At 65.9% G+C, this 23,008-nt stretch carries 22 protein-coding genes and 2 pseudogenes; 9 read left to right on the top strand and 15 right to left on the bottom strand.

Annotation, left to right across the window (positions count from 1 at the left end):
- Positions 1-579: 579 nt before the first annotated feature.
- From LAJ19_RS16490 to LAJ19_RS16480, 3 genes are all read right to left on the bottom strand, one after another.
- Positions 580-1,299, bottom strand: a complete 720-nt coding sequence (locus LAJ19_RS16490) for a 3-ketoacyl-ACP reductase (protein WP_225523947.1) — start codon at positions 1,297-1,299, stop codon at positions 580-582.
- Positions 1,300-1,564: 265 nt separating this feature from the next.
- Positions 1,565-1,810 (bottom strand): hypothetical protein, encoded by a 246-nt coding sequence (locus LAJ19_RS16485; protein ID WP_225523946.1) that lies wholly within the window; start codon positions 1,808-1,810, stop codon positions 1,565-1,567.
- A 559-nt stretch (positions 1,811-2,369) separates the two neighbouring features.
- Positions 2,370-3,239: a DUF7662 domain-containing protein gene (locus tag LAJ19_RS16480; protein WP_225523945.1), complete on the bottom strand. Its 870-nt coding sequence runs from the start codon at positions 3,237-3,239 to the stop codon at positions 2,370-2,372.
- 441 nt (positions 3,240-3,680) lie between these two features.
- Here LAJ19_RS16480 and LAJ19_RS16470 point away from each other — a divergent pair.
- Positions 3,681-4,852 (top strand): annotated as a pseudogene (locus LAJ19_RS16470) (IS3 family transposase).
- Between the two features lie 26 nt (positions 4,853-4,878).
- Here the strand turns inward: LAJ19_RS16470 and LAJ19_RS22160 are convergent.
- A pseudogene (locus tag LAJ19_RS22160) lies at positions 4,879-5,096 on the bottom strand (transposase); the annotation flags it as partial.
- 520 nt (positions 5,097-5,616) lie between these two features.
- On the bottom strand, positions 5,617-6,237 hold the full coding sequence (locus LAJ19_RS16460; RefSeq protein ID WP_225523944.1) for a MarR family transcriptional regulator: 621 nt from the start codon (positions 6,235-6,237) through the stop codon (positions 5,617-5,619).
- An 86-nt stretch (positions 6,238-6,323) separates the two neighbouring features.
- Between LAJ19_RS16460 and LAJ19_RS21740 the strand changes: the two genes are divergently transcribed.
- Together LAJ19_RS21740 and LAJ19_RS16455 are read left to right on the top strand one after the other, a co-directional pair.
- Positions 6,324-6,449 (top strand): hypothetical protein, encoded by a 126-nt coding sequence (locus tag LAJ19_RS21740; RefSeq protein WP_255639900.1) that lies wholly within the window; start codon positions 6,324-6,326, stop codon positions 6,447-6,449.
- A gap of 104 nt (positions 6,450-6,553) precedes the next feature.
- On the top strand, positions 6,554-7,060 hold the full coding sequence (locus LAJ19_RS16455) for a hypothetical protein (RefSeq protein WP_225524015.1): 507 nt from the start codon (positions 6,554-6,556) through the stop codon (positions 7,058-7,060).
- A 598-nt stretch (positions 7,061-7,658) separates the two neighbouring features.
- Here the strand turns inward: LAJ19_RS16455 and LAJ19_RS22155 are convergent.
- Positions 7,659-7,838, bottom strand: a complete 180-nt coding sequence (locus tag LAJ19_RS22155; RefSeq protein WP_225523999.1) for an integrase core domain-containing protein — start codon at positions 7,836-7,838, stop codon at positions 7,659-7,661.
- 340 nt (positions 7,839-8,178) lie between these two features.
- Between LAJ19_RS22155 and LAJ19_RS16445 the strand changes: the two genes are divergently transcribed.
- Complete coding sequence (locus LAJ19_RS16445) at positions 8,179-8,919, top strand: alpha/beta fold hydrolase (RefSeq protein WP_255639899.1); 741 nt, start codon at positions 8,179-8,181, stop codon at positions 8,917-8,919.
- A gap of 133 nt (positions 8,920-9,052) precedes the next feature.
- On the opposite strand, the gene LAJ19_RS16440 is transcribed toward LAJ19_RS16445, so the two are convergent.
- Genes LAJ19_RS16440 through LAJ19_RS16425 form a run of 4 tightly spaced genes read right to left on the bottom strand, consistent with a single transcriptional unit; the run spans position 9,053 to position 11,712 of the window.
- Positions 9,053-9,883: an EamA family transporter gene (locus tag LAJ19_RS16440; protein WP_225523943.1), complete on the bottom strand. Its 831-nt coding sequence runs from the start codon at positions 9,881-9,883 to the stop codon at positions 9,053-9,055.
- On the bottom strand, positions 9,876-10,580 hold the full coding sequence (locus LAJ19_RS16435; RefSeq protein ID WP_225523942.1) for a B3/B4 domain-containing protein: 705 nt from the start codon (positions 10,578-10,580) through the stop codon (positions 9,876-9,878). The genes LAJ19_RS16440 and LAJ19_RS16435 overlap by 8 nt, the downstream gene beginning before the upstream one ends.
- Positions 10,581-10,615: 35 nt before the next feature.
- A complete protein-coding gene (locus LAJ19_RS16430) occupies positions 10,616-11,185 on the bottom strand; it encodes a pyridoxamine 5'-phosphate oxidase family protein (protein WP_225523941.1) in 570 nt (189 codons plus the stop codon).
- Positions 11,182-11,712: a GNAT family N-acetyltransferase gene (locus LAJ19_RS16425; RefSeq protein WP_225523940.1), complete on the bottom strand. Its 531-nt coding sequence runs from the start codon at positions 11,710-11,712 to the stop codon at positions 11,182-11,184. The genes LAJ19_RS16430 and LAJ19_RS16425 overlap by 4 nt, the downstream gene beginning before the upstream one ends.
- 99 nt (positions 11,713-11,811) lie before the next feature.
- On the opposite strand from LAJ19_RS16425, the gene pdxR reads away from it, so the two are divergent.
- A complete protein-coding gene (pdxR, locus tag LAJ19_RS16420) occupies positions 11,812-13,239 on the top strand; it encodes a MocR-like pyridoxine biosynthesis transcription factor PdxR (RefSeq protein ID WP_225523939.1) in 1,428 nt (475 codons plus the stop codon).
- An 897-nt stretch (positions 13,240-14,136) separates the two neighbouring features.
- Here the strand turns inward: pdxR and LAJ19_RS16415 are convergent.
- The 3 genes from LAJ19_RS16415 to LAJ19_RS16410 form a co-directional block, all read right to left on the bottom strand.
- On the bottom strand, positions 14,137-14,997 hold the full coding sequence (locus LAJ19_RS16415) for a PhzF family phenazine biosynthesis protein (RefSeq protein WP_225523938.1): 861 nt from the start codon (positions 14,995-14,997) through the stop codon (positions 14,137-14,139).
- 382 nt (positions 14,998-15,379) lie between these two features.
- On the bottom strand, positions 15,380-15,511 hold the full coding sequence (locus LAJ19_RS21735) for a hypothetical protein (protein WP_255639898.1): 132 nt from the start codon (positions 15,509-15,511) through the stop codon (positions 15,380-15,382).
- Between the two features lie 121 nt (positions 15,512-15,632).
- Positions 15,633-16,046 (bottom strand): response regulator, encoded by a 414-nt coding sequence (locus LAJ19_RS16410; protein ID WP_225523937.1) that lies wholly within the window; start codon positions 16,044-16,046, stop codon positions 15,633-15,635.
- Between the two features lie 966 nt (positions 16,047-17,012).
- Between LAJ19_RS16410 and LAJ19_RS16405 the strand changes: the two genes are divergently transcribed.
- Positions 17,013-17,273, top strand: a complete 261-nt coding sequence (locus LAJ19_RS16405) for a hypothetical protein (protein WP_225523936.1) — start codon at positions 17,013-17,015, stop codon at positions 17,271-17,273.
- Positions 17,274-17,671: 398 nt separating this feature from the next.
- Here the strand turns inward: LAJ19_RS16405 and LAJ19_RS16400 are convergent, their stop codons facing one another.
- Complete coding sequence (locus LAJ19_RS16400) at positions 17,672-18,769, bottom strand: EAL domain-containing protein (RefSeq protein WP_225523935.1); 1,098 nt, start codon at positions 18,767-18,769, stop codon at positions 17,672-17,674.
- Between the two features lie 407 nt (positions 18,770-19,176).
- Here LAJ19_RS16400 and LAJ19_RS16395 point away from each other — a divergent pair, with 407 nt between their 5' ends.
- Positions 19,177-19,845, top strand: a complete 669-nt coding sequence (locus LAJ19_RS16395) for a molybdopterin-dependent oxidoreductase (protein ID WP_225523934.1) — start codon at positions 19,177-19,179, stop codon at positions 19,843-19,845.
- Positions 19,846-20,186: 341 nt separating this feature from the next.
- On the opposite strand, the gene LAJ19_RS16390 is transcribed toward LAJ19_RS16395, so the two are convergent.
- The gene (locus LAJ19_RS16390) at positions 20,187-20,756 is read right to left on the bottom strand and encodes an ankyrin repeat domain-containing protein (protein ID WP_225523933.1); all 570 of its coding nucleotides are present in this window, start codon (positions 20,754-20,756) and stop codon (positions 20,187-20,189) included.
- A 545-nt stretch (positions 20,757-21,301) separates the two neighbouring features.
- Between LAJ19_RS16390 and LAJ19_RS16385 the strand changes: the two genes are divergently transcribed.
- Together LAJ19_RS16385 and LAJ19_RS16380 are read left to right on the top strand one after the other, a co-directional pair.
- Positions 21,302-21,724 (top strand): TlpA family protein disulfide reductase, encoded by a 423-nt coding sequence (locus LAJ19_RS16385; RefSeq protein ID WP_225523932.1) that lies wholly within the window; start codon positions 21,302-21,304, stop codon positions 21,722-21,724.
- Positions 21,725-22,218: 494 nt separating this feature from the next.
- Positions 22,219-22,809 carry a P-loop nucleotide/nucleoside kinase family protein gene (locus LAJ19_RS16380; RefSeq protein ID WP_225523931.1) on the top strand — a complete coding sequence of 197 codons (591 nt, stop codon included), beginning with the start codon at positions 22,219-22,221 and terminating at the stop codon, positions 22,807-22,809.
- The last annotated feature ends 199 nt before the right edge of the window (positions 22,810-23,008 follow it).

The raw sequence follows: 23,008 nt of genomic DNA, 5'->3' as shown, positions 1-23,008 counted from the left end.
TGCGCGGGGCGTGACATGAACACTGGGTGTTGTACCTGCAGGCCGAGTCTACCCAGCGTGACCCGGACGGTCATGAACGTCGTGCCCCCCTCGTCTTGAGGGACCGGAAAGAAAATCCAGGCCACTTCAGGGGCTGGTCGTGCCCGGCGCCCCACCGGGCGCTCAGCGCAGGGGCGCGGCCGGTGGAGAAAAGGCGTGGTCCACGTGCATTGACAAGGCGGGTGGTGCAAAGAGGCACGCGACTGAGTGCCGTAAGGAGTGAAACCGCACGGGTCATCCACGTGTCGCCGGGCGCTATCGGCCCGTGCGGGGTCACAGCATCCTCGCGCGGAAGCGGGATTCCGGCGCCTTGTGGAGAGGCCCGGAAGGCCTCACGGCGCCCGGTGAACCGCCGCAGGAAAAGCGTGGGGGGTGCCGCCGGGTTTGTTCCGTTGCAGAAGGAGCGTGGGGGTTCACTGCCCCCGCGCTTTCAGAGCACCGCCCGCACGTCGGTGCTCTGCGGGTGACCGCAACAGCCGACGTTTGCTTGAGGCTGCAGGTCAGGAGGGAAGCGCGGAGTGAGGCGTTTCTCTCCTGGTCTTACTGCGGGTTGGTGGTGAGCAGTGACAGGTTGCGGATGAGTGCGCGCTGTGGGAGCCGCAGCGCAGACACAAGCACCTCCGCGACGTCCCCGGCCTGAAGCATGCGGTCCTCCTCGCCGATCTTGAGGCCGAGACTCGCGGCGAGGTCGGTGTTGACGGTGCTGGGGTTGAGCAGGATCACGCGGATGTCGTGCTTGCGCACCTCGGCCATGAGTGACTCGGTGAACGCGATGACGCCCGCTTTGGACGCGGCGTACGCTGAGGCGTTTGGCGCGCCCTTCTCTCCGGCGGTGGAGGCGACGTTGATGATGCTGCCTGCGCCGCGGGCGATCAGATGGGGCAACGCGGCGCGGGTGACGTGGTACGTGCCGAGCAGGTTCACCCGGATCATGCGTTCCCACTCGCCTGGGTCCATGTCAAGGACGCTGCCGAAGGTGGCGGTGCCGGCGTTGTTGACCAGAACGTCAAGGCCGCCCAGCGTCCGGGCCGCGCGCTGGACCGCCGCTTCTACCGCCTCGCGGTCAGACACGTCGACACTTTCGACGTGGGTGCGGATTCCGTACCGGGTCGTGAGGTCGTGTGCGACGCGTTCGAGCGTGGCGCGTTCACGTGCGAGCAGGGCCAGGTGAGCGCCTTCCTGTGCGAGTGCCTGCGCAACGGCTTTGCCGATGCCCTTGCCTGCCCCGGTGATGAGGACGATTTTGCCTTTGAGTTCCATGGGGGGTTCCTCCTTGTGCCTGGTTCTGGGTGGCTGGGCCCACTGCGACCAGGTGCCAGTCCGCGCCGGCGGTTCACGGGGTGGGCTGGCAAGCGCGTTGAACGTCTGTGCATGTTGCTGGACGGTTCGTCATGGCCCGCGGCCGCTCAGCCGGGTGTGGTCAGTGTATCGTGCGTCGCGGCGCTGCCTCCCCGTGGGGAGTCCCGTGGTGGACCGGGCTGCTTGCGGGCGCGTGGATGTTGAGCCGGGCAAGGGCGCTTGAGGTTCACCGCTTGATGATCGTGACGAGGTTCCTGAAGACCATAAGGCTGTCGACCTTTCGGCTGGTGTGGGCCGGGAAGGTCAGACCATGGATGGTGCCGCGCTGCTTCAGCCCGTGCGGTCCGTTGTTGAGCCGCCCTTTGAAGAGGGTGGACTGGGGTGAAGGGTCATTCTGCAGAGGTACCGCCTTCCTGGAGTGCGTCGCGCGTTGAAGATAGCCGGAGTTATAAAGCAGCTGGTGTACACGCACGCTGTCTTTCCATTCTCTACATCTCCCCTGGAACCACGCTCATCCTGCAAGCCTCAAAGACCGCCTGCTCTTCATTTGCCGCACTGGGGTGTGGCCTGCGCAGCTGAGGCCCAGGCCACAGCATGATGAAAGCTGGCCCTCCTGGTGCACAGCGTTCTCCGGACCGCGGCACAGCACCCAGGACGCTCAGGCAGGCAGTTCCGGTGCTGATGATGTCAGTCACGGCGTGAGCGACGCTGTTGCGGTTGTCAGTCATGTGCTGCCGGTTTCCTGTGGCTCCCTCTTCTGGCGCTCTATCCTCCGTGTCGCCAGCAGTACTTCAACAGGAATGTCCTCACAAGCGACAGCTGAAGCGTGAGCTTGAGAGCTCACTACCTGACAGTTTTCCGGGGGGCTTGAAAAGGATCGGCTGACCCGCGGGAACAGGACGCGTGCCCCGACGTCCTGGCCAGACTGACCCGCTGCTTCACGGCGCACTTCCCGGGGTTGCGTAAGAATCAGGTCGAACTGCGCTCCCTTCCAGTCCCCCGCTCGAGCGGTTCCTTTGATCATCAACCGTTCAGCCTGCCGTTGCTCCCGCGACGTCATCCTGCAGGGATTGGAAGGCAATTGCCGCCGCCAGAGTTGCTATTTCGCTTGGCACCTGACCACTGAGGATGACGTCGTACCCATCAAGGCCAGCTCCGATCCTGCCGTGCCATTCGCCAGATTTTTGGGTGAGCTGTACGTCGTATCCGAGTTTCTTTCCACCAAGTCGACCCGTCGCCGTGGCGTTGTGCAGATCAACGTGCAGGTCTGCGCCGATGAGGTTGCCGCCAAGTCGAAGATCGATGCGCTCTGACATGAGTGTTCCTTTCACTTCAAAGCCCATCATTCGACCACCGACGTGACCTTGCACTTGTCCGTGTTCGATGTGAAGGTTGACGTCACGTCCGACTGTGGTTCCTCCGATCCGTCCAGTAAGCGCTGGCGCGCTCCAGGTGAGGTTGAGGTCGTAGCCAACGAATTTGCTTCCGACGCGTCCGGTGATGATGTTCTTGTCTCGTCCTTTGAGGTGTTGGAAAGTGACGGTGGTGCTGGTGACTCCAGCGACTTCCCAGCCTGGATTAAGCCAAGCTGCCGCTTGTGAATGCCCGGTTGAACTATTGCTCCACCAAGCACGGTGTTTTTTTGCCGATGGGGGGAGATTGCAGCCAAGCAGATCTTCGATCTCCGCGAAGGTCAGTGTGAGCGTACTGGCACTACTTTCACGCAAATACTCACTGAGCGGCAGGTATTTGCGGGTAGCCAGGGGAAGTGGAGGTGAGTGCTTGAGACCAAGGAGTTGGGGCAGCAGAGCAAGGAGTTGTTCGGGCGCTAGCGTCGTACGCCCTTCGGTTTCGAGCAAGATCTGTTCGTCCTCTCTGAGTTGAACTTTGAGGGTTCGCATATCCTAATCTAGTTACTAGTAACAATAAAGTCAACACTAGTAACTATCAGCGGCGTATCCACGAGGAATAGCGTGAAGCCCGGCAAAGTCGAATCCGAAAGTCGCGTCCAGTGTGTCGTGCACAAGCGTAACCTCGTGTGGAGTGGCAGTGGCGACATGAACCGCGATGGGAATCCCGCTAGCGTCCGTGATCGCCATAATCTTCGTGCCTTTGCCTCGCTTCGTCTTGCCCAAGTCCAGGCCCGCTTTTTCGCGCTGGCAAAAGTTGCATCGATGAAGCGCTCGCTCAGATTGAGTTGGCCTTGATCCGCAAGTCGTTCGTATAACGCCTGAAGGATGCGGTCAAGCGCCCCTGTGCGGACCCATTCCTGGAAGTGACGGTGTGAACTGGATAGAGTTTGGTGGAGGGTAAGTTCAGTGTGATCCACACTGGAGGACAGAATGTCCGTACCCAAGCAGAAATTCACCGCTGAGTTCAAACAAGAAGCCGTCCGGCTGGTCCGCACGACCGGAAAGAGTTGCGCCCAGATTGCCCGTGACCTTGGCGTTCCCCCTCACTACGTGGTCCGGTGGAAGCAGCAGCAGGACACCCAGACGGCCGCTGGCCGCCCAGCCTTCACCGGGCGGGGAATCCCCGCCCTTTCACCACAGGAGGCTCGACTCAAGGAACTGGAGCGGGAACTGGAAATTGCACGACAGGAACGGGATATTCTGAAAAAAGCACTGGCCTTCTTCGCGAAGCAGCCCTGATCTTCAAATTCATCGAGGGGCACCAGAACGAGTTCCCAGTGGAACTGATGTGCCGGGTTCTCGAGGTGGGCATCAGCGGGTACTACGCTTCGCGGGGAAGGCCGGAGAGCAAGAGGATCACAAAAGACCGCGTGCTGATCGAGAAAATCAGGACCAGCTTCGAGGAAAGCCGGGGAACATACGGGGCGCTGCGCATCCAAGCCGACCTGAAGGCACAGGGAGAGCAGGTCAGTCGTCAGCGGATCAGGCGGCTCATGCGACAAGCCCTGCTTGTCGCACGTGGGAAACGGAAGTTCCGTACGACGACCAAAACGAAATCTTCGCGTCCAGTCGCAGAAAACATTCTTGATCGGGCATTCACTGCGGATGCCCCGAACCAGAAGTGGGTCACGGATATGACGTACCTACCCACCCGTGATGGCTGGTTGTACTTGGCAACGGTCATGGACCTGTACTCGAGGAAAATTGTCGGCTGGGCGCTGAATGAGCGACTTCAGACGCCGCTGGTCACAGCGGCGTTGGAGATGGCCGTAGCGCGTCGGAAACCACCAGGCGGACTCCTGCATCACTCGGATCGAGGGAGCCAGTATACGAGCGATGTGTACCAGCAGGCGCTGGACAGACTGCAGGCCGTTCAGAGTATGAGCGAGGCGGGGGATTGTTGGGATAATGCTGTCCAGGAAAGCTTTTTTGCGACATTGAAGACGGAGATGGGGCTTGGTGAAGCGCAGTGGGACCGTGCCCAGACACGGACAGAGGTGTTCGAGTGGATTGAAGTGTTCTATAACCGTCGCCGTCGTCACTCGTCGTTGGGGTATCAGTCACCGACGGCCTTCGAGGAGCAGGCTTACATCCTGAACTGAGGCTCCACCAAACCCTTGACAGATCAGTGAACGGTGGAGCGCGGTGGGTACCGTGTGGGTAAATCTTTCCAGGGTGCACCGGTCCGGAGAATCCACAGCACCGCATTCAGGATCGGACGGCTCCACATGCGAGGACGGCCTTTGCCATCATACGGCGCGGTGGCGCCAACAGGAAAGGCTCGACCAGCGCCCAATGTTCGTCGGTTAACTCCACGCCATCATGCTGCTGGGACTGCATGAGCATAGGGGCGCAGTCTCGACTGCCTTCTCAGTTTTTGGGTGGCTTCTCCTCTCCCCATTCCGTTATCCCAGGAGCACATTGGTGGGTTGTGCCCTGTCTGCGTCTGTTCAGCATTCGGAACTCGGAGCCATCCTCAACAGTCATGGCCCCGGCACTGTGCAATATCGTTGTGGAACAACCGCCCTCAAGCAAGTGCGCAGGCGCATGAGCCCTGCCAGGACGATCAGACCGGACAAAAAGCGGAAGCGAACGCGCAAGTCAGGGCCCCCACACCAATTTCGCGTACACGTGTTGCAACCTAAACTCTATAACTCCAGTTATAATACTGCGCTCGTACAGGCGGTAAAACTCCCGGCCCCCAGCCCGCTGTCCTGAAGGGCAAAGACAAAGAACAGGATTTTATGTGCCCGCGGCAGCAAGAGACAGACTCTCCAGGACAGGTGAGCGTGCATAGGGCCAGCCCAACCCAAATTCGTACTGAGTCATTGCACAGGTGATGGGAAGCGACTTGCGGACGCTCCGATCATGACGCAGCGCCGCCGTCGCGCACCACGGCCACATGAAAAAGATACTTCTCGTCCTGCTGATCGTCGGAGGCCTCCTCGAAAAAAGCCTGCAAGGTCTCCTCCAGCCGCTCTTTCAGAACCCGGGCCTGGGCGCGGCTCAGGCGCAGCACCCCCCACTCGTTCAGCGGCAGCTCAGGCGGCGGCGCTGGGGACGTCATCGCTTCGGCCGGTACCAGGTCCCGGTGCAGCAACGCTCCGCCTTCCAGATAGACTCGGAACACCCAGTCGGCCGAGACGCGCCCGTACTCGCGGGCGTAGCCGCTCAGCATCCGGGCCCAGGAGGACCGGTCGCGCCGCTCGAGCATGTCCTCAAAGGGCATGACAGCCGTGGGGTTCATCACGAAATCGGTGGCCACTGCCCGGTAGCGCGCCGGGCGGTCCTCACCCACCCGCTCCAGCAGGTTCCAGTCCAGCGCGCGCTTCACCCAGTAATTCAAGGCGCTGGCGCTGACGCCCGTCAGGCGGGCCGCGTCGGTCACAGTGATCGGCCCGGCCAAGAAAGGCGCAAACAGGCGCAATTTGGCCAGGTCCAGAAACAGGTCCATGGCCTCAGGCGCCGAGACGGTAACACGAGTCACACTAAAAGTCTACCCGTTCTTTTTTGAATCCGGCCCTCTATCTTGTGCCCACCGGCACCCCAGCCCCGGAGGACCCCTTGACACGAATGCGAAGGATTTCTGCTTTCTACGTGCTGCTCGCCCTGGGCAGCTTCAGCGCCCAGGCCCACGCGGCCAGCGCCCTGAACCGTGGGATTCCCACCTGCAGCATCTTCCACTGCCCGCCTCACTAAGTCCTGCGCCCCGGCCGTCGCTGTCCGTCTTCATGAAGGCGGCGACGGTCTGCCTTGCCGCCCCGTTTTTCGGTCGCCCCACGCGGCCCCACAAGGAGATACCCATGCGCCGTTTTCTGCTCGCTGCCGCCCTGCTGCCCCTCGTGCTCGCCGCCTGTGGCGGAGGTGGCGGCGCGCCCGCCCCAAATCCCACCCCAGCCCCGAATCCCACACCCTCACCCACACCTGTTCCAGCTCCCGGTAACGGCACCACCCTCACGCGGACTCAGATTGCCGGCTGCCCCAACGTTTCCGGCTCTGCCGACATCAATGCACCGACCTGTTTGAAGGGCACCGTCGTTGGCAAGACGCTGGGCGGAGACAGCTGCACCCTGACAATCAAGGACCAGGGCAGCTACAGCTACGCCGGCAAGGCCCTGACCTACAGCTACACGAACGCCACAGCCAACTACAACTTCTTCGCGTACAGCCCGAGCGCCGACTTTGTCCTGTGGTCAACGCAAGCCTCAGGCGTTGAACTCAAAGTCAACTACAACGACAGCGGTGACTACCGCATGCAGATCGACACTGTCAACGCTCGAGTCACAGAGACCTGCGTCGCGCAGCTTTGAACATCCACGCTGAAAGGACAGCCCCCAGTAAAGGGCTGTTTTTGTTGCAGAGGATCTCAGTCGGCCTGTGCGTGCGGCCCAGGAGCTGACCCGGGCCCGCACGCCGTCGCGGCGGCCTGAAGCCGTTCGGAGCTGACCTGCCACAGCGGGGTGGCCACGGTGGTGGAATGAACCACGGTCCAGGCCAGCGGAAAAAAGTGACGTTGCCGCACTCCACTTGCAGGCCGGCACACTGCCCGGTCGCGCGCCTTCTTGATCAAAGCTCGCGCCACCTCTGCGGCCTCAGCGATGACCTGATGGGCCGGAGGACGATAAGGCCGAACATCAGCGTCCAACGACCGGTGGCGCGGCCAACAGCAGTTTGGTGCCCAGCGCCACGCCTAGGGGGGGCCAAGAACCCTAACCAAAAAAGGGCTGCACGTTGTCGCAGAGCAATACGCAGGCCGCGGGAACCGGGCTCAACAGAAGGGTACCGCATCGGTCGTCGGTGCTCACCCAGGTGGCGGAATGACGGCCGCCTCTGCGGTGGCCTGTCCGCAGAGGGGGAGGGCAGCCTGGCGCCGGGCCAGCTGGCCAAATTCGTCAGGAGTGCGGTCATTCAGGGAAGAAAGGGCCTGCTGGTGGTGTAAAACGCTCGGTACCCGTCCAGCACCACTTGGGCGTGCTTGGCCGAAGAAACCACGTCCGGGTTGAGACACTCCACCTGCCGCCAAGCGTGAACACTTTCGGCGAAGCCGTTCTGCCACGGTTTCCCCGGTTGAAGGAACCGCGTGCCGATCTCCTGAGCCGCCCGCCAGATCCCCAGGTCACGGGCGATGAACTCTGGACCGATGTCACTGCGGATGAATCCTGGTGCGCCACGACCGAGGGACAGGTCTCTGACGTGTTAATTCGTTCGGCGTTGCACCGTTCCGCGCGGCGAGCAATGCAGCGCCGTCCACCGTTCGCCGCCGGAGGCGCTCCGCCGGGGAAACCTCAAGTGGTCTTAGCGTGATCAGGCAGGCCGTCACACGGCCCGCCCCGAAAGTAAGGAGGTGACTTCACCCACTCCTCTGCCTCAGGGGCGCCCCGGTCCTTCGCTCCACCACCTCCGGCGCGGCCGGGGCAAGCCGCTGCTGTTGGTCCATGGGCTGGGCAGTTCCTGGCAGACCTGGGCGCCGATTCTGGCCGGACTGGAAGCGCAGCGTGAGGTCATCGCCGTTGATCTGCCCGGTTTCGGCCATACGCCCCCACTGTCCGGTGAGGTGAGCATCGCCACGCTGGCCGACACGCTGAGTGATTTTCTGACGCGGGAGCACCTCCTGGGCATCGACGCCGTGGGCACTTCGATGGGCGCCCGACTGGTCCTGGAACTCGCGCGGCGCGGAGGCGTCCTGGGTGCGGTGGTGTCGCTTGATCCGGGGGGGTTCTGGCGGGGCTGGGAACGGGGCTTCTTCTACAGCACGGTGGCCGCGTCCATCACGCTGATCCGTGCGCTTCAGCCGGCCATGCCTGTCCTGACGGCTTCTCCCGTTGGCCGCAGCGCCCTGTTCGCCCAGTTTTCCTCGCATCCTTGGGCCCTGGCGCCAGAGCTCACCCTGTCCGAAATGAGAAGTTTCGCCGCTTCGCCGTCCACGGACGAACTGCTGCGCAACCTGGCGTTTGGCGAGGAGCAGCAGGGGGTGCCCCGGGGCCGGTTGGCGCACCCGCTGGTGATCGGCTGGGGCCGCTGGGACCGGGTGTGTCTGCCGGGACAGGCAGCGAGGGCTCAGGCGTTGTTTCCCGACGCGCGGCTGCATTGGTTTGATCACAGCGGCCACTTTCCGCACTGGGACATGCCGGCACAGACGCTGCGGCTGATTCTGGACACCACAGCCTGACAGAGCAGCCGACAAATCTGGCCACTGAGGGGCAAACTGGACAACGTCTGCGACGGCCAGCGTCGCCCAAGCTTCAGGTTCGACCGCAGGCAGGTGCACGAGGACGGCGTCGCTGCACCGTCTCTGCAGCTGTTTATAAGTGAGTGGCGATCATCGGCACGGCCAGCAGCGTGATCCACAAGCCCCACCATTGGTCAAGCCGCAGTCGCTCGCGCAGCACCAGCAGGGCCAGGAGCACCGTAAAGGCCGGGTAGGCGTTTGACAGCACACTGGCCTCCGCCAGCCGCCCCGTCTGCGCCGCGATGACGAACAGCACGTTCCCCAACGCGTCCAGCGCTGCGGAGCCGACGATCGGGACCACCGCCTGAGGACGCAGGCCGGGTCCACGCAGGGCCAGCAGCAGCATCACACTGCCCGAGACGATCCGGGCCATCACCAGGGGCCAGAACACGGCACCGGTCTGCGTCTGCCCGAGGCACAGGAAAAACGTCCCGAACCCCAGTCCGGCCAGCGCCGCCAGACCCACCCCCCCTCGGCCCTGGGACGAGTCCCGGCTCAGGACGGTGACCCCCAGCAGGGCCAGCACCATCCCCACCAGCTGAACGGTTCCCAGGTGATCGCCGAGCAGGACCGTGGTCACCACCGGCAGGCTGGCCGCCAGGACGGCACTGATGGCCGCCACGGTGCCCATGGGGCCCAGGGCCAGCCCCCGGTAGAGGCAGCCCAGACCAACGACGCCTCCGGCCCCGGCGAGGGCCCCCCACGCCAGGTCTGCCGGTTGCGGCCAGGCTTCGCCGCTGACAACGGCGAGGCCCACGAACAGCACCAGGGACAACAGGTGTCCCAGGGCCACGACACGGGTTACCGGATCAAGCTTGGTGGCGAGGCCCCCACTGAAGTCACCCGCGCCGAAGGCCATGGCCGCCCCCAGCCCGGCTGCCAGCACAGTCGTCAGCTCACTCACCTGACCCGCCCAGATGCACCCGGTGGATCACGCAGCCCGGCGAGAATTCTCTGAGCAGCGCTTCGAGGGCGTCGCCGGCCGCGGTCAGGTCCTCCGAGGTCATCGGCGCGACGGCGTCGAACAGAAAGTAGGCGTTCGTGGTGGCTTCGGTCAGCCGGGTCCGGGCGCCCTGCCGCCAGTTCCAGGCGCGGCACGTGACTCCCGCTTCGTCGGCCCACACCACTTCGCCGGGAACCGGATGGTCGATGAAGGGCGCACCGTCCTTGTTCGTTTCGAAGGGTTCGGTGCCGTCGGCCACCGTCAAGGTGACCTGTCCCACCACGTGGTCGAGATCCTCCCCGCCGCACGGCACGACGAAGCGCACACTGACGGCGTTGTACGCGTCGGTGAGCCGGTTGATGGCCGGCAGTTCGCCCCCTTTGACCACCCGGGAGATCAGGGCCTCTGCGGAGTTCACCGTTTTCTTTGGCTTCATGCCGAAGGCGCGGAACGCGTCCTGCCAGGCGGCCATGTGCGGGTGGGTGGCCGGTGGCGTGGTGGTAAACATCTGGCGAGCGTGCGCTTCGGCGTCCCGCAGGAGGGTGAGGCTGCGCTCGTCGCTGGGCCCGTTGGTGAGCCCAGAAGCGAGCAGAACGAGGCCGCGGTAGGTCGGGAAGCGTTCCGCCACAGCGGGACTGATGTGAAGGGGGGTGTTCATGGAATCGTCTCCAGAGGTGAAAGAGAAGGGTGGCGTTATTTGCGCTTCTGCCAGCCGGGCGAGGCAGTGTCGTTCCTGGCCGGCCAGCGGTCACTCAGCCCGGGCAGGAGACCCTGTTTGCCGGTGACGGCGTCCGGGGTAATGGCGTACACGACGGTGCCGTTCACGCGCGGCAGCGAGTCCTTCTCCCGGCCCCAGGAGTCTGCCGGGGCGTACTTGTCCATGAAAGCCCGGTAGAAGCGGAGCTTCTCGTCCGTGTCCTCCACGATGCGGATGCGGCCGAACACGATGACCGAGCGGTACGACACGGACGTGTCGCATTCCACGTGGCCGTAGGGGAAGATCTCACCCGGCTCGTCCACTTCGAAACTCACCTGCTCGTGGAAGCGCACGTTCGTCAGGAAATGCCCTTCGTACCGGGCGGTGTGCAGGTACACCTGACCGCCTTGCCAGGTGAAGAGGTTCGGGACGACGTAGGGGTAGCCGTCCGGGCCGAGGGTGCCGGTACGCCCGCAGAACGCCGCGCCGAGGAAGACTTCGGCCTCCTCGCGGGTCATAGCTTTGTCCTGGCGTTTGAGGTGGCCGCGGGGAGTGGGGTCGGTCATGAGGCGCTCCTGGGGCTCCTGTCTCCATCGGTGGCTGCGGCGCCAGGCGCTTCAGCCAGCGCCATCAGGGCGGCCCCACTGAGGCTGTAATCCACCCACACCGGGTTGGGCTGCGCGCCCAGGCGCTCGTAGAAGCGCTGCCCGGCCGTGTTCCAGTTCGCAACCGTCCAGCGGACGGCGCCGCAGCCCCGCGCGGTGGCCTCGCGCGCCGCGGCGCGCATCAGGTGTTCACCGACACGGTGCCCACGCGCGGCCTCAGTCACGTACAGCTCCTTGATGTACAGGGTGGGTGTGGCCGTGGCCGTAAACGGAACCAGGGAAAACACCAGCGTCCCGACCAGGGCACCGTCGAGCTCAGCAACGAAAGCCTGGAAGTCGGGTGGGTCTTTCCGGAATCCCTGCACGCGCAGGACCTCTTCGTCCACGGCAAAGACGTCGATATACTGCTCAAATTCGGCGAGCCCCCGCATCAAAGGCAGCAGCTGGGGAATGTCCTGTTCGGTGGCTGAGCGAATGGTCGGGGTCACGGCACCTATCCTGACGAGGAAATGGCGCAGCGAGAAGAACCACTTCAGAAGAAAAATGGCAGACCATTTGCCGGTGCGGGACAAGGGCTGACTGTGGACGTGCCCCTGCACCTGGAACGGGCCGGACCCCTTCCTGTCGCTCGGCAGCTCAGCCTGCAGCTGCAGGGGGCCATCCTGAACGGTCAGCTGCATGCCGGTGCCCGGCTGCCCAGTACCCGCACGCTCGCCCGGGTGCTGAACGTCAGCCGGGGGGCGGTGATCACCGCCTACGAAGACCTGCTGGCCACAGGGTATCTGGTGGGTCGGGTGGGGGCCGGAACATACGTCAGCCAGGACGTGCCTGTGGCCTCAGGCATCACGCCCATCAATGTCGCGGCGCAGGGAAGTCCCCGCTGGCTGCGCGGCCAGCCGGTGCTGCCCGACGTGGCCCCCGCCAGTCGGTCGGACGTCATTGATTTCCGTGTGGGGCAGCCGGCGGTGGCCCGGCTCTCGGACGCGGCGTGGCGGCGGGCGTGGCGCCGGGTGGCTGAGGAGGCGCTGCCAGGAGCGTACGCGGACGCGGCCGGCGATCCGGAGTTGCGCGCGGAGGTGGCCGCCTACCTGCGCCGTTCGCGCGGCGTGGTGTGCGGTCCGGACGACGTCGTGGTGACCAGCGGAGCCATTCAGGGCCTGCATCTCGTCGCGCGGGCGGTGCTGGCCCCAGGTGACGTGGTGGCCTTTGAGGAACCCGGGTACCGCCTGGCCCGGCAGGTGATGCGCGAGCACGGAGCGATCATTTTGCCGGTTCCGGTCGATCACGATGGCCTGCGGGTGGCGGCGCTGCCCGCAGGCGTGGCCGCGCCGACCCTGGTGTACACCACCCCATCCCATCAGTTCCCGCTGGGCAGCCGCCTGTCCCTGCCACGTCGCCGCGCGCTGCTGGCCTGGGCCCACGAACACGACGGCCTTATCGTGGAAGACGATTACGACGGTGAGTTCCGGTACGACACGGCGCCCCTGCCCGCCCTGGCGTCGCTCGATCCCGCTCGCGTGGTGTACCTCGGCACCTTCTCCAAGGTGCTGTCCCCGGCGCTGCGGGTGGGGTATGTGGTCGCGCCACCGCTGCTTCGCGAACGGCTGACCGCGCTCAAAACCATGGCGGACTATCACACCTCGTGGCCGGTGCAGCGGGCCCTGGCGTTCTTCCTGCGTTCCGGGGACCTCGAGCGGCACCTGGCCCGCATGCGGCGGGTGTACGCGCGCAAGCGGGCCGTCCTGGTCCGCGAATTGCAGGGCGCGAAAACCGTCGCGAAGGTCGGGGGTCTGGAAGCAGGCTTCCATGTCCACCTGGAGCTGGACGGGCGGCTGGACGCGGCGGAGGTGGCGCGCCTGGCGGGCGAGCGGGGGGTACAGGTGAGTGTGCTCTCTCCGTTTTACGTTGAACCCACAGGCGCAAACGGGCTGCTGCTGGGGTACGGGGGACTGGAGCAGGCGCAGATCCGGCACGGCGCCCGGGTGCTCGTCGAGGTGATGAACCAGCGTGGCTGATGTGGATTCACCCCGGGAAACGAGGGGGCCGCGTGACGCAGGTGCCGCTGGCACGCCGCAGCTCATGGACGTACCGGCGGCCGTCCTCCCCCCCAGCCCGTTCTCACAGCGCCGCTTGAGCAGAGTCCAGAAGGCGCTCTGATCGTTGAAGCCCGTGACGATTGCCACGTCCGCGAGGCCCCACCCCGCGGCAACCCATGCCTGCGCCCGACACGCGTGCGGCGGCAGCCCCACGTTCTGGCGGAACATCCGAAGGAGCCGAGCCTCGAGAGCCGTGCCAGGTTCACCAGGGAGACATCCTCGCCGGCATGAGCCGCCAGGCAGGCCCGCACGTCCCTCGCCGTGGCCCATTATCCGCGGTGCGGACCGGCGACAAGCGGTCCTCGCTCAGGGAACGTCAACAGGGGCGCCAGGACCGCCTGAAGCGCGCCTTCACGGGTGAGCAGGGTGGTGCCCGCGTCCGGCGGCCGCCCGCGACCTCCGTCTCTGTCGCCGCACTCTGCGGACAGTACGGTGCGGGCACGCACTTCCCCGCGACCGGCCCGGCCACCGCGCACCCCTGCGCCTGGGTGGGGTACCGCGCCAGATGCAGGGGGCTGCCCTGGACCGAGGAGCGCCGGAGCGCCGGGTCGTCACCTTATCCGCGCTCATCACCATGACGCTGCCAGGCGGCGCCCCCATGGACCGCCCGGACCGTGAATTCCTCGTGCGTGTGCCTCTCGAACACCTGCTTCACGATGCGGACCTGTAACTCAGCCATCCCACCCAGGAACGGCACCCGTCACAACCGGACCCCGGCCTTCTTCAGACGCTCGGGATGTCGCGGTCGGGCCTCGGTTACCCGATCAGGAGAGGCGCCAGACCGGGGCCAGGCAGCCGCGTCAGGGGCATTGCCGTTCAGGGGTCAGTCAACGTGCCGTTCAGGCTGGTCACGCAGGCCCCTTCCAGCTGCACCCCACCCGTTTCGGTCAGGGTCAGCCGCAGGTGGCCGTCCCGGCCGACGCACCGGCCCTGCCGGGCAGCGTACGCGCTCCCCGGGGCAAGCAGGCCCAGCTGCCGCTGGTAGTACGCCACGGCCCCGTTGCCACTGCCACAGACCGGGTCTTCGTTCACGCCACACGACGGCGCGAAGGACCGCACCTCCACCACACCCGTCGCTGGATCCGTGGCGAAGGCGCAGACCCCCGTTGCCCTCAATTTGCGTTCCAGCGTGGCGCTGCGCGCGAAGTCCGGGTGCAGGGCGAGCACCGCGGCCGGGTCCGCCAGGCGGGTCACGATCCAGCGGGCCCCCACGTCCACCAGCACAGCCGGCACGTCACTCCCGGCGCCCGGGCCCAGCAGCGCCCTCAGTTCGTGGGTGTCGGCCTCGTTCAGGGGCTCGAACTGTGCTGGCGGCATCGTCAGGGAGAAGCGGCCCTCGCCCATCTGCTCAATGGGGATCAGCCCGGCGCCGCACTCCTGCACCAGCCGGCCCTGGCGCGGCGCCACCCGGCCGGACTGCACAGCGGCGTGGGCGCTCCCGATCGTCGGGTGCCCCGCGAACGGCAGCTCGGACACGGGCGTGAAAATCCGCAGCCGGTAGTCTGCGTCCGGCGTGGTGGGTGGCAGCAGGAACGTCGTCTCGGAAAGATTCGTCCAGCTCGCGATGTGCTGCATCTGCGCCGCCGACAGCCCCTCGGCGTCCAGCACCACCGCCACGGGATTGCCCTGGAAGGGCGTAGCAGTAAACACGTCCACAGTGGTCAGGCGTCTCGGCATGATGCGAACCGTACTCCAGCCCTGAAGCCGCACGCGAAAGCTGCGTGGACAGGTGAACTTGCGCGCCAGGAAGCGCCATTTTTTGCAAGACAGCCCGGCCGGCGAGACGGTCCTGTACCCGGGTGTCCTCTCGAAGCCACGTCAGCGCCGCCCACTCCTGTTTTCCGGGTGATCGTCGTGGCTGCCGCCCTGGCTGGGGACTGATATTCTTCAGATCAACGCCCATCGCGCACGCGGTTCTGGCCGGATCCCACTTCGTCGCGCAGACGTGCAGGCGCATGAAGTGAAACGCAGCCTCGCCGGACTTCCGCATGGGGCTGTGTCCCTCGGGATGGTAACCGCCTCCGACGCTCCCGGAGCGCGCCTGGCGAAGCGGCCTGATTCAGGCCAGGCCCTCCTCCAGCGGCGTGACCAGCGCCTGGTCTTCCAGCGCTGTCTGCGGCTTGACGGCCTGCGAACCCGGCATGCACTGCGGCTCAACCTGCCCCGCCAGGGGACGCGTCGTCTTCCTCACCTGCGGCCTGCTCAAGTGGGTCACGGCCTGAGGGCACCTGGGAGTTCATCCCGGCCGACCTGGTTGGAAGGACCGACAAAAGATCAGCCGGCAGACCTTCGGCCCGTGCGCAGACCGGGCGTCAGGCGTGAATGGTGCGGCAGTGCGCCCAGTAGCCGAGGAACGCCTCGATCTGGCTCAGGAATGCGGAGAAGTCCTGGGCTTTGACCAGGTATGAACTGGCGTAGAGGGTGTAGGCGGCCGCCACGTCCTCGGGAGCGCCGGACGTGGTGAGCATCACGACCGGGATCGTGGCGAGGCGGGGGTCCTTCTTGAGGGATTGAAGGACTTCGAAGCCGTTCATGCCGGGCATGTTGACGTCCAGGAGGATCACCTCGGGGAGCTCGTCGGTCGACTGGAGCAGGCGCAGGGCTTCGGAGCCGTCATTGGCGAAGGTGAGGTGACAGTCGGGGCAGAGCTCGGCAAAGGCTTCCATGGCGAGCAACTGGTCATGGGGGTTGTCGTCAATGAGGAAGAAGCGCTGCGGAGCCGTCATGGCCGCATGATAAACGTTAGCTAAAGCCGGATTGGTATCGGTTCACTGTTTGTGTCGAGGTCCTCCGTTCCCCTGCCCTGAGGCCAAGCGGAAGGCGCGGCTCCCGTCGTCGCTCATCCGGTCTCAGTCCCCCTTCGCCTTCCAGCCGACTGAACTCACTGAACATGAAGGGTCAGAGACACGGGGGTCCCCACGAGTGTGCAGGGCAGGGGCGGCTCAGCAGGCCTCAGAGGGTGCGCCGTCCCGGACCCCCAACCAGCACCCGACGCGCCCACCTTCCGGCTGCAGGGCCATCCAGTGGGCGGCTGCCACGCACGGCCACCGTGGAGCGGGGACCCGCCACCCAGGGTGCGGCATGGACAACTCCCCACTGAGCCGGGTGCATCCGGCTGAGTTCCTCAACGGGGCCGACCGCGCAGACGGTGGCCTCCGGGGGACCATGCCAGGTTCCGCACGGCGCCCTGCCGGAGGCCGGACCGAGCGCCGTGCCGAGATGCGGGCCGGAACGGCCGCTGCAGGTGGTTAACCCCTGCCGCCGCGAAGCTGGTCAGCGTGCCTTCACCCAACCTGATGGGGGCTGAAAACCCACTCACGGTGGATTTGGATACGGTCATCACGTCGCCAGGCTGGGTCGAGGACAGGGGGCGTCACACCTGTCGCCCTCCTCATCACGTGCGGGCACACCCGGCTCCGGGGGACCGAAGCGCTCTGCACCGGCAGCGAAGCCAGCAGCGGCGGCCCGCAGGCACCCTTCAGGTGTGAAATGGCAGAACTTATCACGCGGAGGGGGCCGCCGGGCGCTTGGGACGGCGACACCGCCCGTCCGTCAAGGCGTACCGTACAGATCAGTGGTCACACCTCTGGGAACGCTCAGAGCCTTGTTTGGCCACCTCCCCACCCCATTGCACCGCCTGAAATCACTGCTTTGAGACCCACCAAAGCGCTTCGGGCGCCGACAGGAGACACATGATGGAAGACGCAAACGCGAAACCACAGGTTGATTGGGAGCGCAGGGCAGCGCAACGACGGGCGGAGCGCCTGACGCTTCCCGCCGTGGTCCTGAGCGAGTGGTGCCAACTGCACAGCGTGACGCTCGACACGGCGAAAGGCTGGGTGCAGCGGGGCGAATACCCAGCGGGCGCGGTGTGGCAGTCCGGGCGGGATTGGTTGATCCGGCCCACCGAGCCGGTCCCCGAACCGAAGTCCAGACTGAACGGGAAAAAGTAGCGTCCTTGCAGGGGCCGCCCCCGGCACGGACAGCAGAGACCGGCCGGCCGGTCTCTGCTGCATGGCGATTGACCACCTCCATGCTGAAGGGAAAGGGCGTGCCCGGTGGGTCTGGGGGCTGGGCCCCCTCTGCCGGCGGCGGGACTGTTTCTGGTGGGGTTGGCAGCGACGCGCCGGCGCGCTACGGCGTGACACCAGCAAGGTGGAGGATCCCGGCGCACGCGGCAGGCGGACAGGAACAGAACGGGCCTGATGAAGCGGCATGTATGACGTCCCAAGGCGCGCAGCGGGCGAACGGGAAACAGGAGCGGCGCACTCGTCGGCGCCGAATGGGACCGCCGCCCTGCGGCACGGAATGAAAATGGGACCCCCGCAGGTCAGGACTGGAAACACTTCAGTTACCAGAAGGCCGCAGCGTCCGGGAGCACCTGCGCGGCGCCCGGGCCTGGGCGGCCCAGGAAGTATCCCTGCGCGTAGTCAGCGCCCAGCGCCATAATCTGCGTCAGTTCACCGGCCGTTTCGATGCCCTCCGCGACCACGCGGACGCCCAGGTCGTGTGCGTACCCGATGAGGGCCGTGACCAGCGGAAGGCGGCGGTCATCACCATGCAGGCCGCTGACCAGCGCCCGGTCTAGTTTCACAATGTCGGGTTTCAGCTCCGCAAGGTAACTCAGGCTGGTATGGCCGGCTCCCAGGTCGTCCAGCGCCACCTGAGCGCCCTCCTGCCGGTAGCGGTCCAGAATCGAGCGCAGCAGTGTGAGGTCCGGGAACGCCTCACTTTCCGTCACTTCAAACACCAGCCGCGAGAAGTCGGCGCCCACCTCCCGGCAGGTGGCGAACGTCGTCTGAAGGCAGATGTCCGGGTTGTACACCACGCCCGGGGCGAAGTTGAGAAATAGCTGCTGGTCTGCCCCGAGCTGCGGGTACGCCTGCCGGATGGCGGTTGTGCGGGCGTGCGCGTCGAAGGCGCGCGCCTGACCGTGCGCGGCGGCCGCTTGCAGCAGCGGCCACGCGCCGATCAGTGCGCCGTCATGCTCGGCGCGCACCAGCGCCTCATACCCGTACACTTGGCCGCTGCTCAGCGCCACGATGGGCTGAAGCTGAAACTTGAGGTGCTCGCTGGCGCTCTCAAACCAGGTCGTGGCGAGGCGCTGCGTCCACTGCTCCAGGGGGGCCATCTGCCACGCGTCCAATTGCGGCCCGAACCAGGGCGCCGCGAGCAGATCCGTGCGCTCCGTGCGGGAGAAGCTGCCCAGAACCGCTTCGAGGGACTGAAAATCCTCCCGGCGGACCTGCACGCTGCCGTCCTGCATGACGACCGGCACGTCATGCGCCGCCAGGAGAACCGTCAGTTTCCGCTGAAGGTGCGTGGAAGAGGCGCGGACCGACAGGGCCGTCATGTCACGCAGGTTCAGCGGCGCCACGACCTGGCAGTCGCACGCCCCCGGACTGGGGTTCATGAGGTGAGAAGGACTGGCGGGGTCATGAAGCGGCATCGCAACATCATAAGGAACGGGCTCTCACAGAAGCCTGAATGGGCAGGCGCGGCCTGCCTGATGTGACGGTGCAGGGCAGAGGTGCCGGCGCAGGCCCCAGCGCGGCCTTACACAACCCGATTCCGTCCCCCATCATCGAGCGGCTCAGGTGTTGCGCTGTCATCACTTTCCGGCCGCGCGGCATGCACTCCAGTGGGTGTAGCGCTGAGCAGGCCACCGGCGCGCTCACTTCCTTGCTCACCGGGATGGCGAGGCAACGCACTGGGCAACGCATCCACTTGAGTGCCAGGGGCACCAAACGTCCCTGTCCCGCGCCGGTGCTGGCAGGTACAGTTCATCCTGGCCCCACTGCGTCCGGCCATCTGCACACCCGGCCCGCCTGAACTGCCTTGTTCCCTGGAGAGACCATGACCACTGACTTCCCCGCGCCTGGCCAGGTGCTTCTGTCTGGACCCATGCCCCGGTTTGGCCTCCCGCGCTACCTAGGCCGCCAGGTGCACCCCGCCCCGGACTCCGCGATTGGGGTGTACGGTCACGTGACCTGCCCGGCGGTCCGGACCTCCTCGCTCCTGGCCCACCTCCCGCGCACGGCCATCATTCGTGACTTCCACTGCGTCACCACCTGGACCGCGCCGCGAGTGCACTGGGAGGGCTGGCGGTTTGCGGAGGTGTGGGCGGCGTGTCTGGCGGACCTCGCGCAGCCGGACGTCACGCACGTGATGGTCAGCGCCCACGACGGTTACCAGGCGTGCGTTCCTCTCGACGAACTGCTCCGTCCCGACGTCCTCCTGGCCGATCACATGAACGGCACCCCGCTGACGCCGGCCCACGGGGCACCCCTGCGCTTGATTGCGCCTCAGCTGTACGGTTACAAGAACATCAAGCACCTGCGGCGCCTGGAGTTGTTGCCTGCGCCGGTGACCAGCCGTCTCGGGCGGCTGCTCGCTCATCCGCGCGGCCGGGTGGACCTAGAAGAACGCAGCGGCACCGGCGTTCCCAGGTTCTGGCGGTGGGTGTACCGCTCGCAGCTCCATGGTTATCTCCGTGGGGCCCGCGCGCTCTCGCCGTCAGGATGACCTGACAGGCGTTCGCAAAGCACGGAGTCCAGAGTGAACACCCAGGGGCGCCCCGCCATGAACGGCGCAGGGAGCGGTCAGGAGATCCCCCGTCACCTGACCACAGCGTCCGGGCGTCAGCGGCTGACCGGGGAGCGGCGCTTGACCGATCCCACCTGCGTGGCGTTCAGGGGCGGACCCGGGCGCCGGGACCGCAAGTCAGATGAATGGCTGGAGTGGCATGCAGAGGTCGCAGAACGGAGCCTGACGTGGTTCAGCCGGGCCCGTCGGCGACGCTCCGAGGGGCGCGTGGACCGCCTGGACTGTTGCCCGATTGATATCACGCCGCGCCAGCGCGTTGATCAGGGGTTCTCACCCGGCGCGGTCGTTGCCCGGCCCCTCAGCATCCGCGCTTCGAGCTCAGCGGCGGTGTCATGGGCACCCATCAGGCGCGCAGCGTCCGCCACGCTCATGCCCCGGGCATCCCGCGCACCAAGATGTGCGCCGTGGGCGAGCAGCACCTCAATGATCTCCGCGCGGCCGAACATGGCCGCCATCATCAGCGCCGTCCTGCCATCCGGGCTGGGGCTCTCCACGTCCGCGTGGTGCGCCAGCAGCAGCCTCACCATGGACAGGTCTCCTTGATACGCGGCCCCCAGCAGAGGGGTTTGGCCCTGGTCGTTCCGCAGCTCGGGGTCCGCGCCGTGCTCCAGCAGGAGCCGGGCAGTCCTGAGGTGGCCGTGATAGCTCGCCAGCATGAGCAGGCTGTCGCCTTTCTGGTTGCGCAGATTCGGCGGCAATCCCCGCTGCAGCAGCGGAGCCAACCGGGCCGCGTCGTCTGCCCGGGCCGCGTCAAACACCGCTTGCAGAAATTCCAGCGTGCCCGCGTCCAGGTGCTCTGGACTCAAGGGCGCCTCAGGATGGTCATGCATGTTGATCTCCTTGGGGCGGAGCAGGCCCCCAGCCACGGTGGAAGGTGACCGTGCCGCCCGGCCGGCCACGACCCGGCGCCGACGAACCAGCGGCGGCACCCGAGTGACCCGGCCGCGGCCCGTCAGGCAACGTAGCATGCCCGGCCCTCAGGGCAAGACGTCGACACGTCATGGGTCGAGCAAAGAAGTGGACTCCGGCAGGAACGCCGGCGGGACCCGCGCCGCGGCACTCCCCGAGCCCGGCAGAAGCAGGTGCCTTCAGGGCGGCGAGCCGGACCAGGACCGGGCCCTGACCCGCTGGGCGCCGGAAGAGGCCGGCCTCAACGAACAACTGCCCGCCAGTCTCAGCGATTCCAGCTTCAGCTTCTGCGCCGTCGAGATCGCCTCTGCGGTGACCGGGCCTTCATCCAGAGGCGCGGGGCCGCGCCCCGCACCCACTTCACGTCCGTGGCAGAGTGACCCAACCCCATGCTGGGCTCCGCCCAGCGGCAACCGTGGCAGCCCATCTGGACTGCGGCGCTTAAGGTGAAGACCGGAGGACCGTCATGCAGATCAAAGTCCCTCAGTGGCTGGGTCAGTTCATCGAAAAGCGCCTCGCGGCCCGCCTTCCTCGACGAGGTGACCAGGTGACGCCCTGCAAACAACTCCGGCTGACCCGAAGAACTCTGCTGTATTTCAAAGCAGAGCAGTGCGTCGCTTGCGGCACCGTGGAGATGTACATCGGGCAACTCGCCGCCGCGAACAACCTGGATCTGCGCGTGATTGATTTCAGGCGCGGCGAGCTTCCAGAAGCCGTCTATGGCGGTCAGCTGCTGCTGGACCAAACGCGTGAGATTGGCCGGCGCTACCGGGTCTTCAGCTTCCCAACCCTGGTGATCACGGACGAGCACGGGGTCATCGAGGGCGCGATCGCTGGAGGCGCGGTGGACCGCGCTGACGTGAGTGCTCGTCTGGGGTTGCAGGCATAACCGGAACGGTCACTGCCGATCACGAGTGGCAGGGGGCGGGCGGAGCCGTTGATCTAGAATGAGGCCGCATGACCTCTGTCGGGACGGAGCCATGGCGCCGGGGAAGGCCCCCAAACGCACGTCTGGGGGCCTCCCGTTCAGAGGTGAGGATCATCCCGCCAGGGCAGTCAGCAGTATCTGATGGCGCGGGTCATGAACGGGTACCGCTTGGAGAGCAGCCGGCCAAAGGCATCACGCGGGTCCCGGGCCGACACCCAGCGGCCGAGCCGGTCGGAGACGCCATTGAGGTTGAGTGGCGTCCCTGCGCTGGCTGGATACCTGCAGCGCCAGGCCATGCCCGTTCACGGCCCGGCGGGTCCCGCTGCTTGGTTGACCAACGAACAGTCGAGCCAGCCACCGTGGCCATCCCACTGGAGGGGCATTCCAGGAGACATGACTGCCTATGCGCCATTGCGCGCATGTTCCTGGCGTCCCCCCCCCGTATGCTGCCGGCCATGCCTCACCTCTTTTATCTGATCGGCCCACCGGCCAGCGGCAAACGCACGATTGGGCAACTGCTGGAACGGCAAACCGGGGCGGTACTGCTGGACAATCACCTCTGGAGTGATCCGATTTTCCGGGCGTGCGGCGTGACCGGGCATCACGAGTTACCCGCCGGGCTGAGCCCCTTGCGCGAACAGGTCCGGCTGGCGGTTCTGCAGGCCGCTGAACTGGCGCCCGCGCAGGTCAGTCATATCTTCACCCATTATCTGACGGCAGAAGCCAGAGAGCAGGAGACCTTCGGCAGCCTGGCTGCCTTGGCAAAGGCACGCGGCGCCGTGTTCACGCCCGTCGTGCTGACCTGCCAGCGAGAAGAACTCGCCCGCCGCATCAACCGTCCCGAGCGGCAGGACAGACTAAAACTGAAAAATCCGGCCCTGCTGGCATCGTTGCTAGACACCCGCGGAACCTTCACGGCCCCTGCTGACGTGCCTGTTCTGGACACCACCAGCCTGGAACCCGAGGCGGCCGCGCGGCAGGTCGCGGCCTTGGCTGGGCTCCTGGCGTCAGCAGACCTTCCTTCGTCTGGGCGCCACATATGCTGACCGGCGCCCTATGCGCCGTAGGGACGCTACAGCTCTGTTGTTCCCAGATCGGAAGTCCTCAGGCGCGCTGGTCATGACCGGATGTGGTTGCAGCTGGTCCGGCATTTGCGCCCACCCGCCCTCTGGAGCATGCCGGGGGTTGACCTGAACGTTCGGATTTTCCGGCCCATCACCTTCCTGACCGCCGTATTCATCACTC

This window comes from Deinococcus taeanensis, assembly GCF_020229735.1.
GTDB classification, from domain to species: domain Bacteria; phylum Deinococcota; class Deinococci; order Deinococcales; family Deinococcaceae; genus Deinococcus; species Deinococcus taeanensis.
This window is presented reverse-complemented; position numbering and strand designations above follow the sequence as displayed.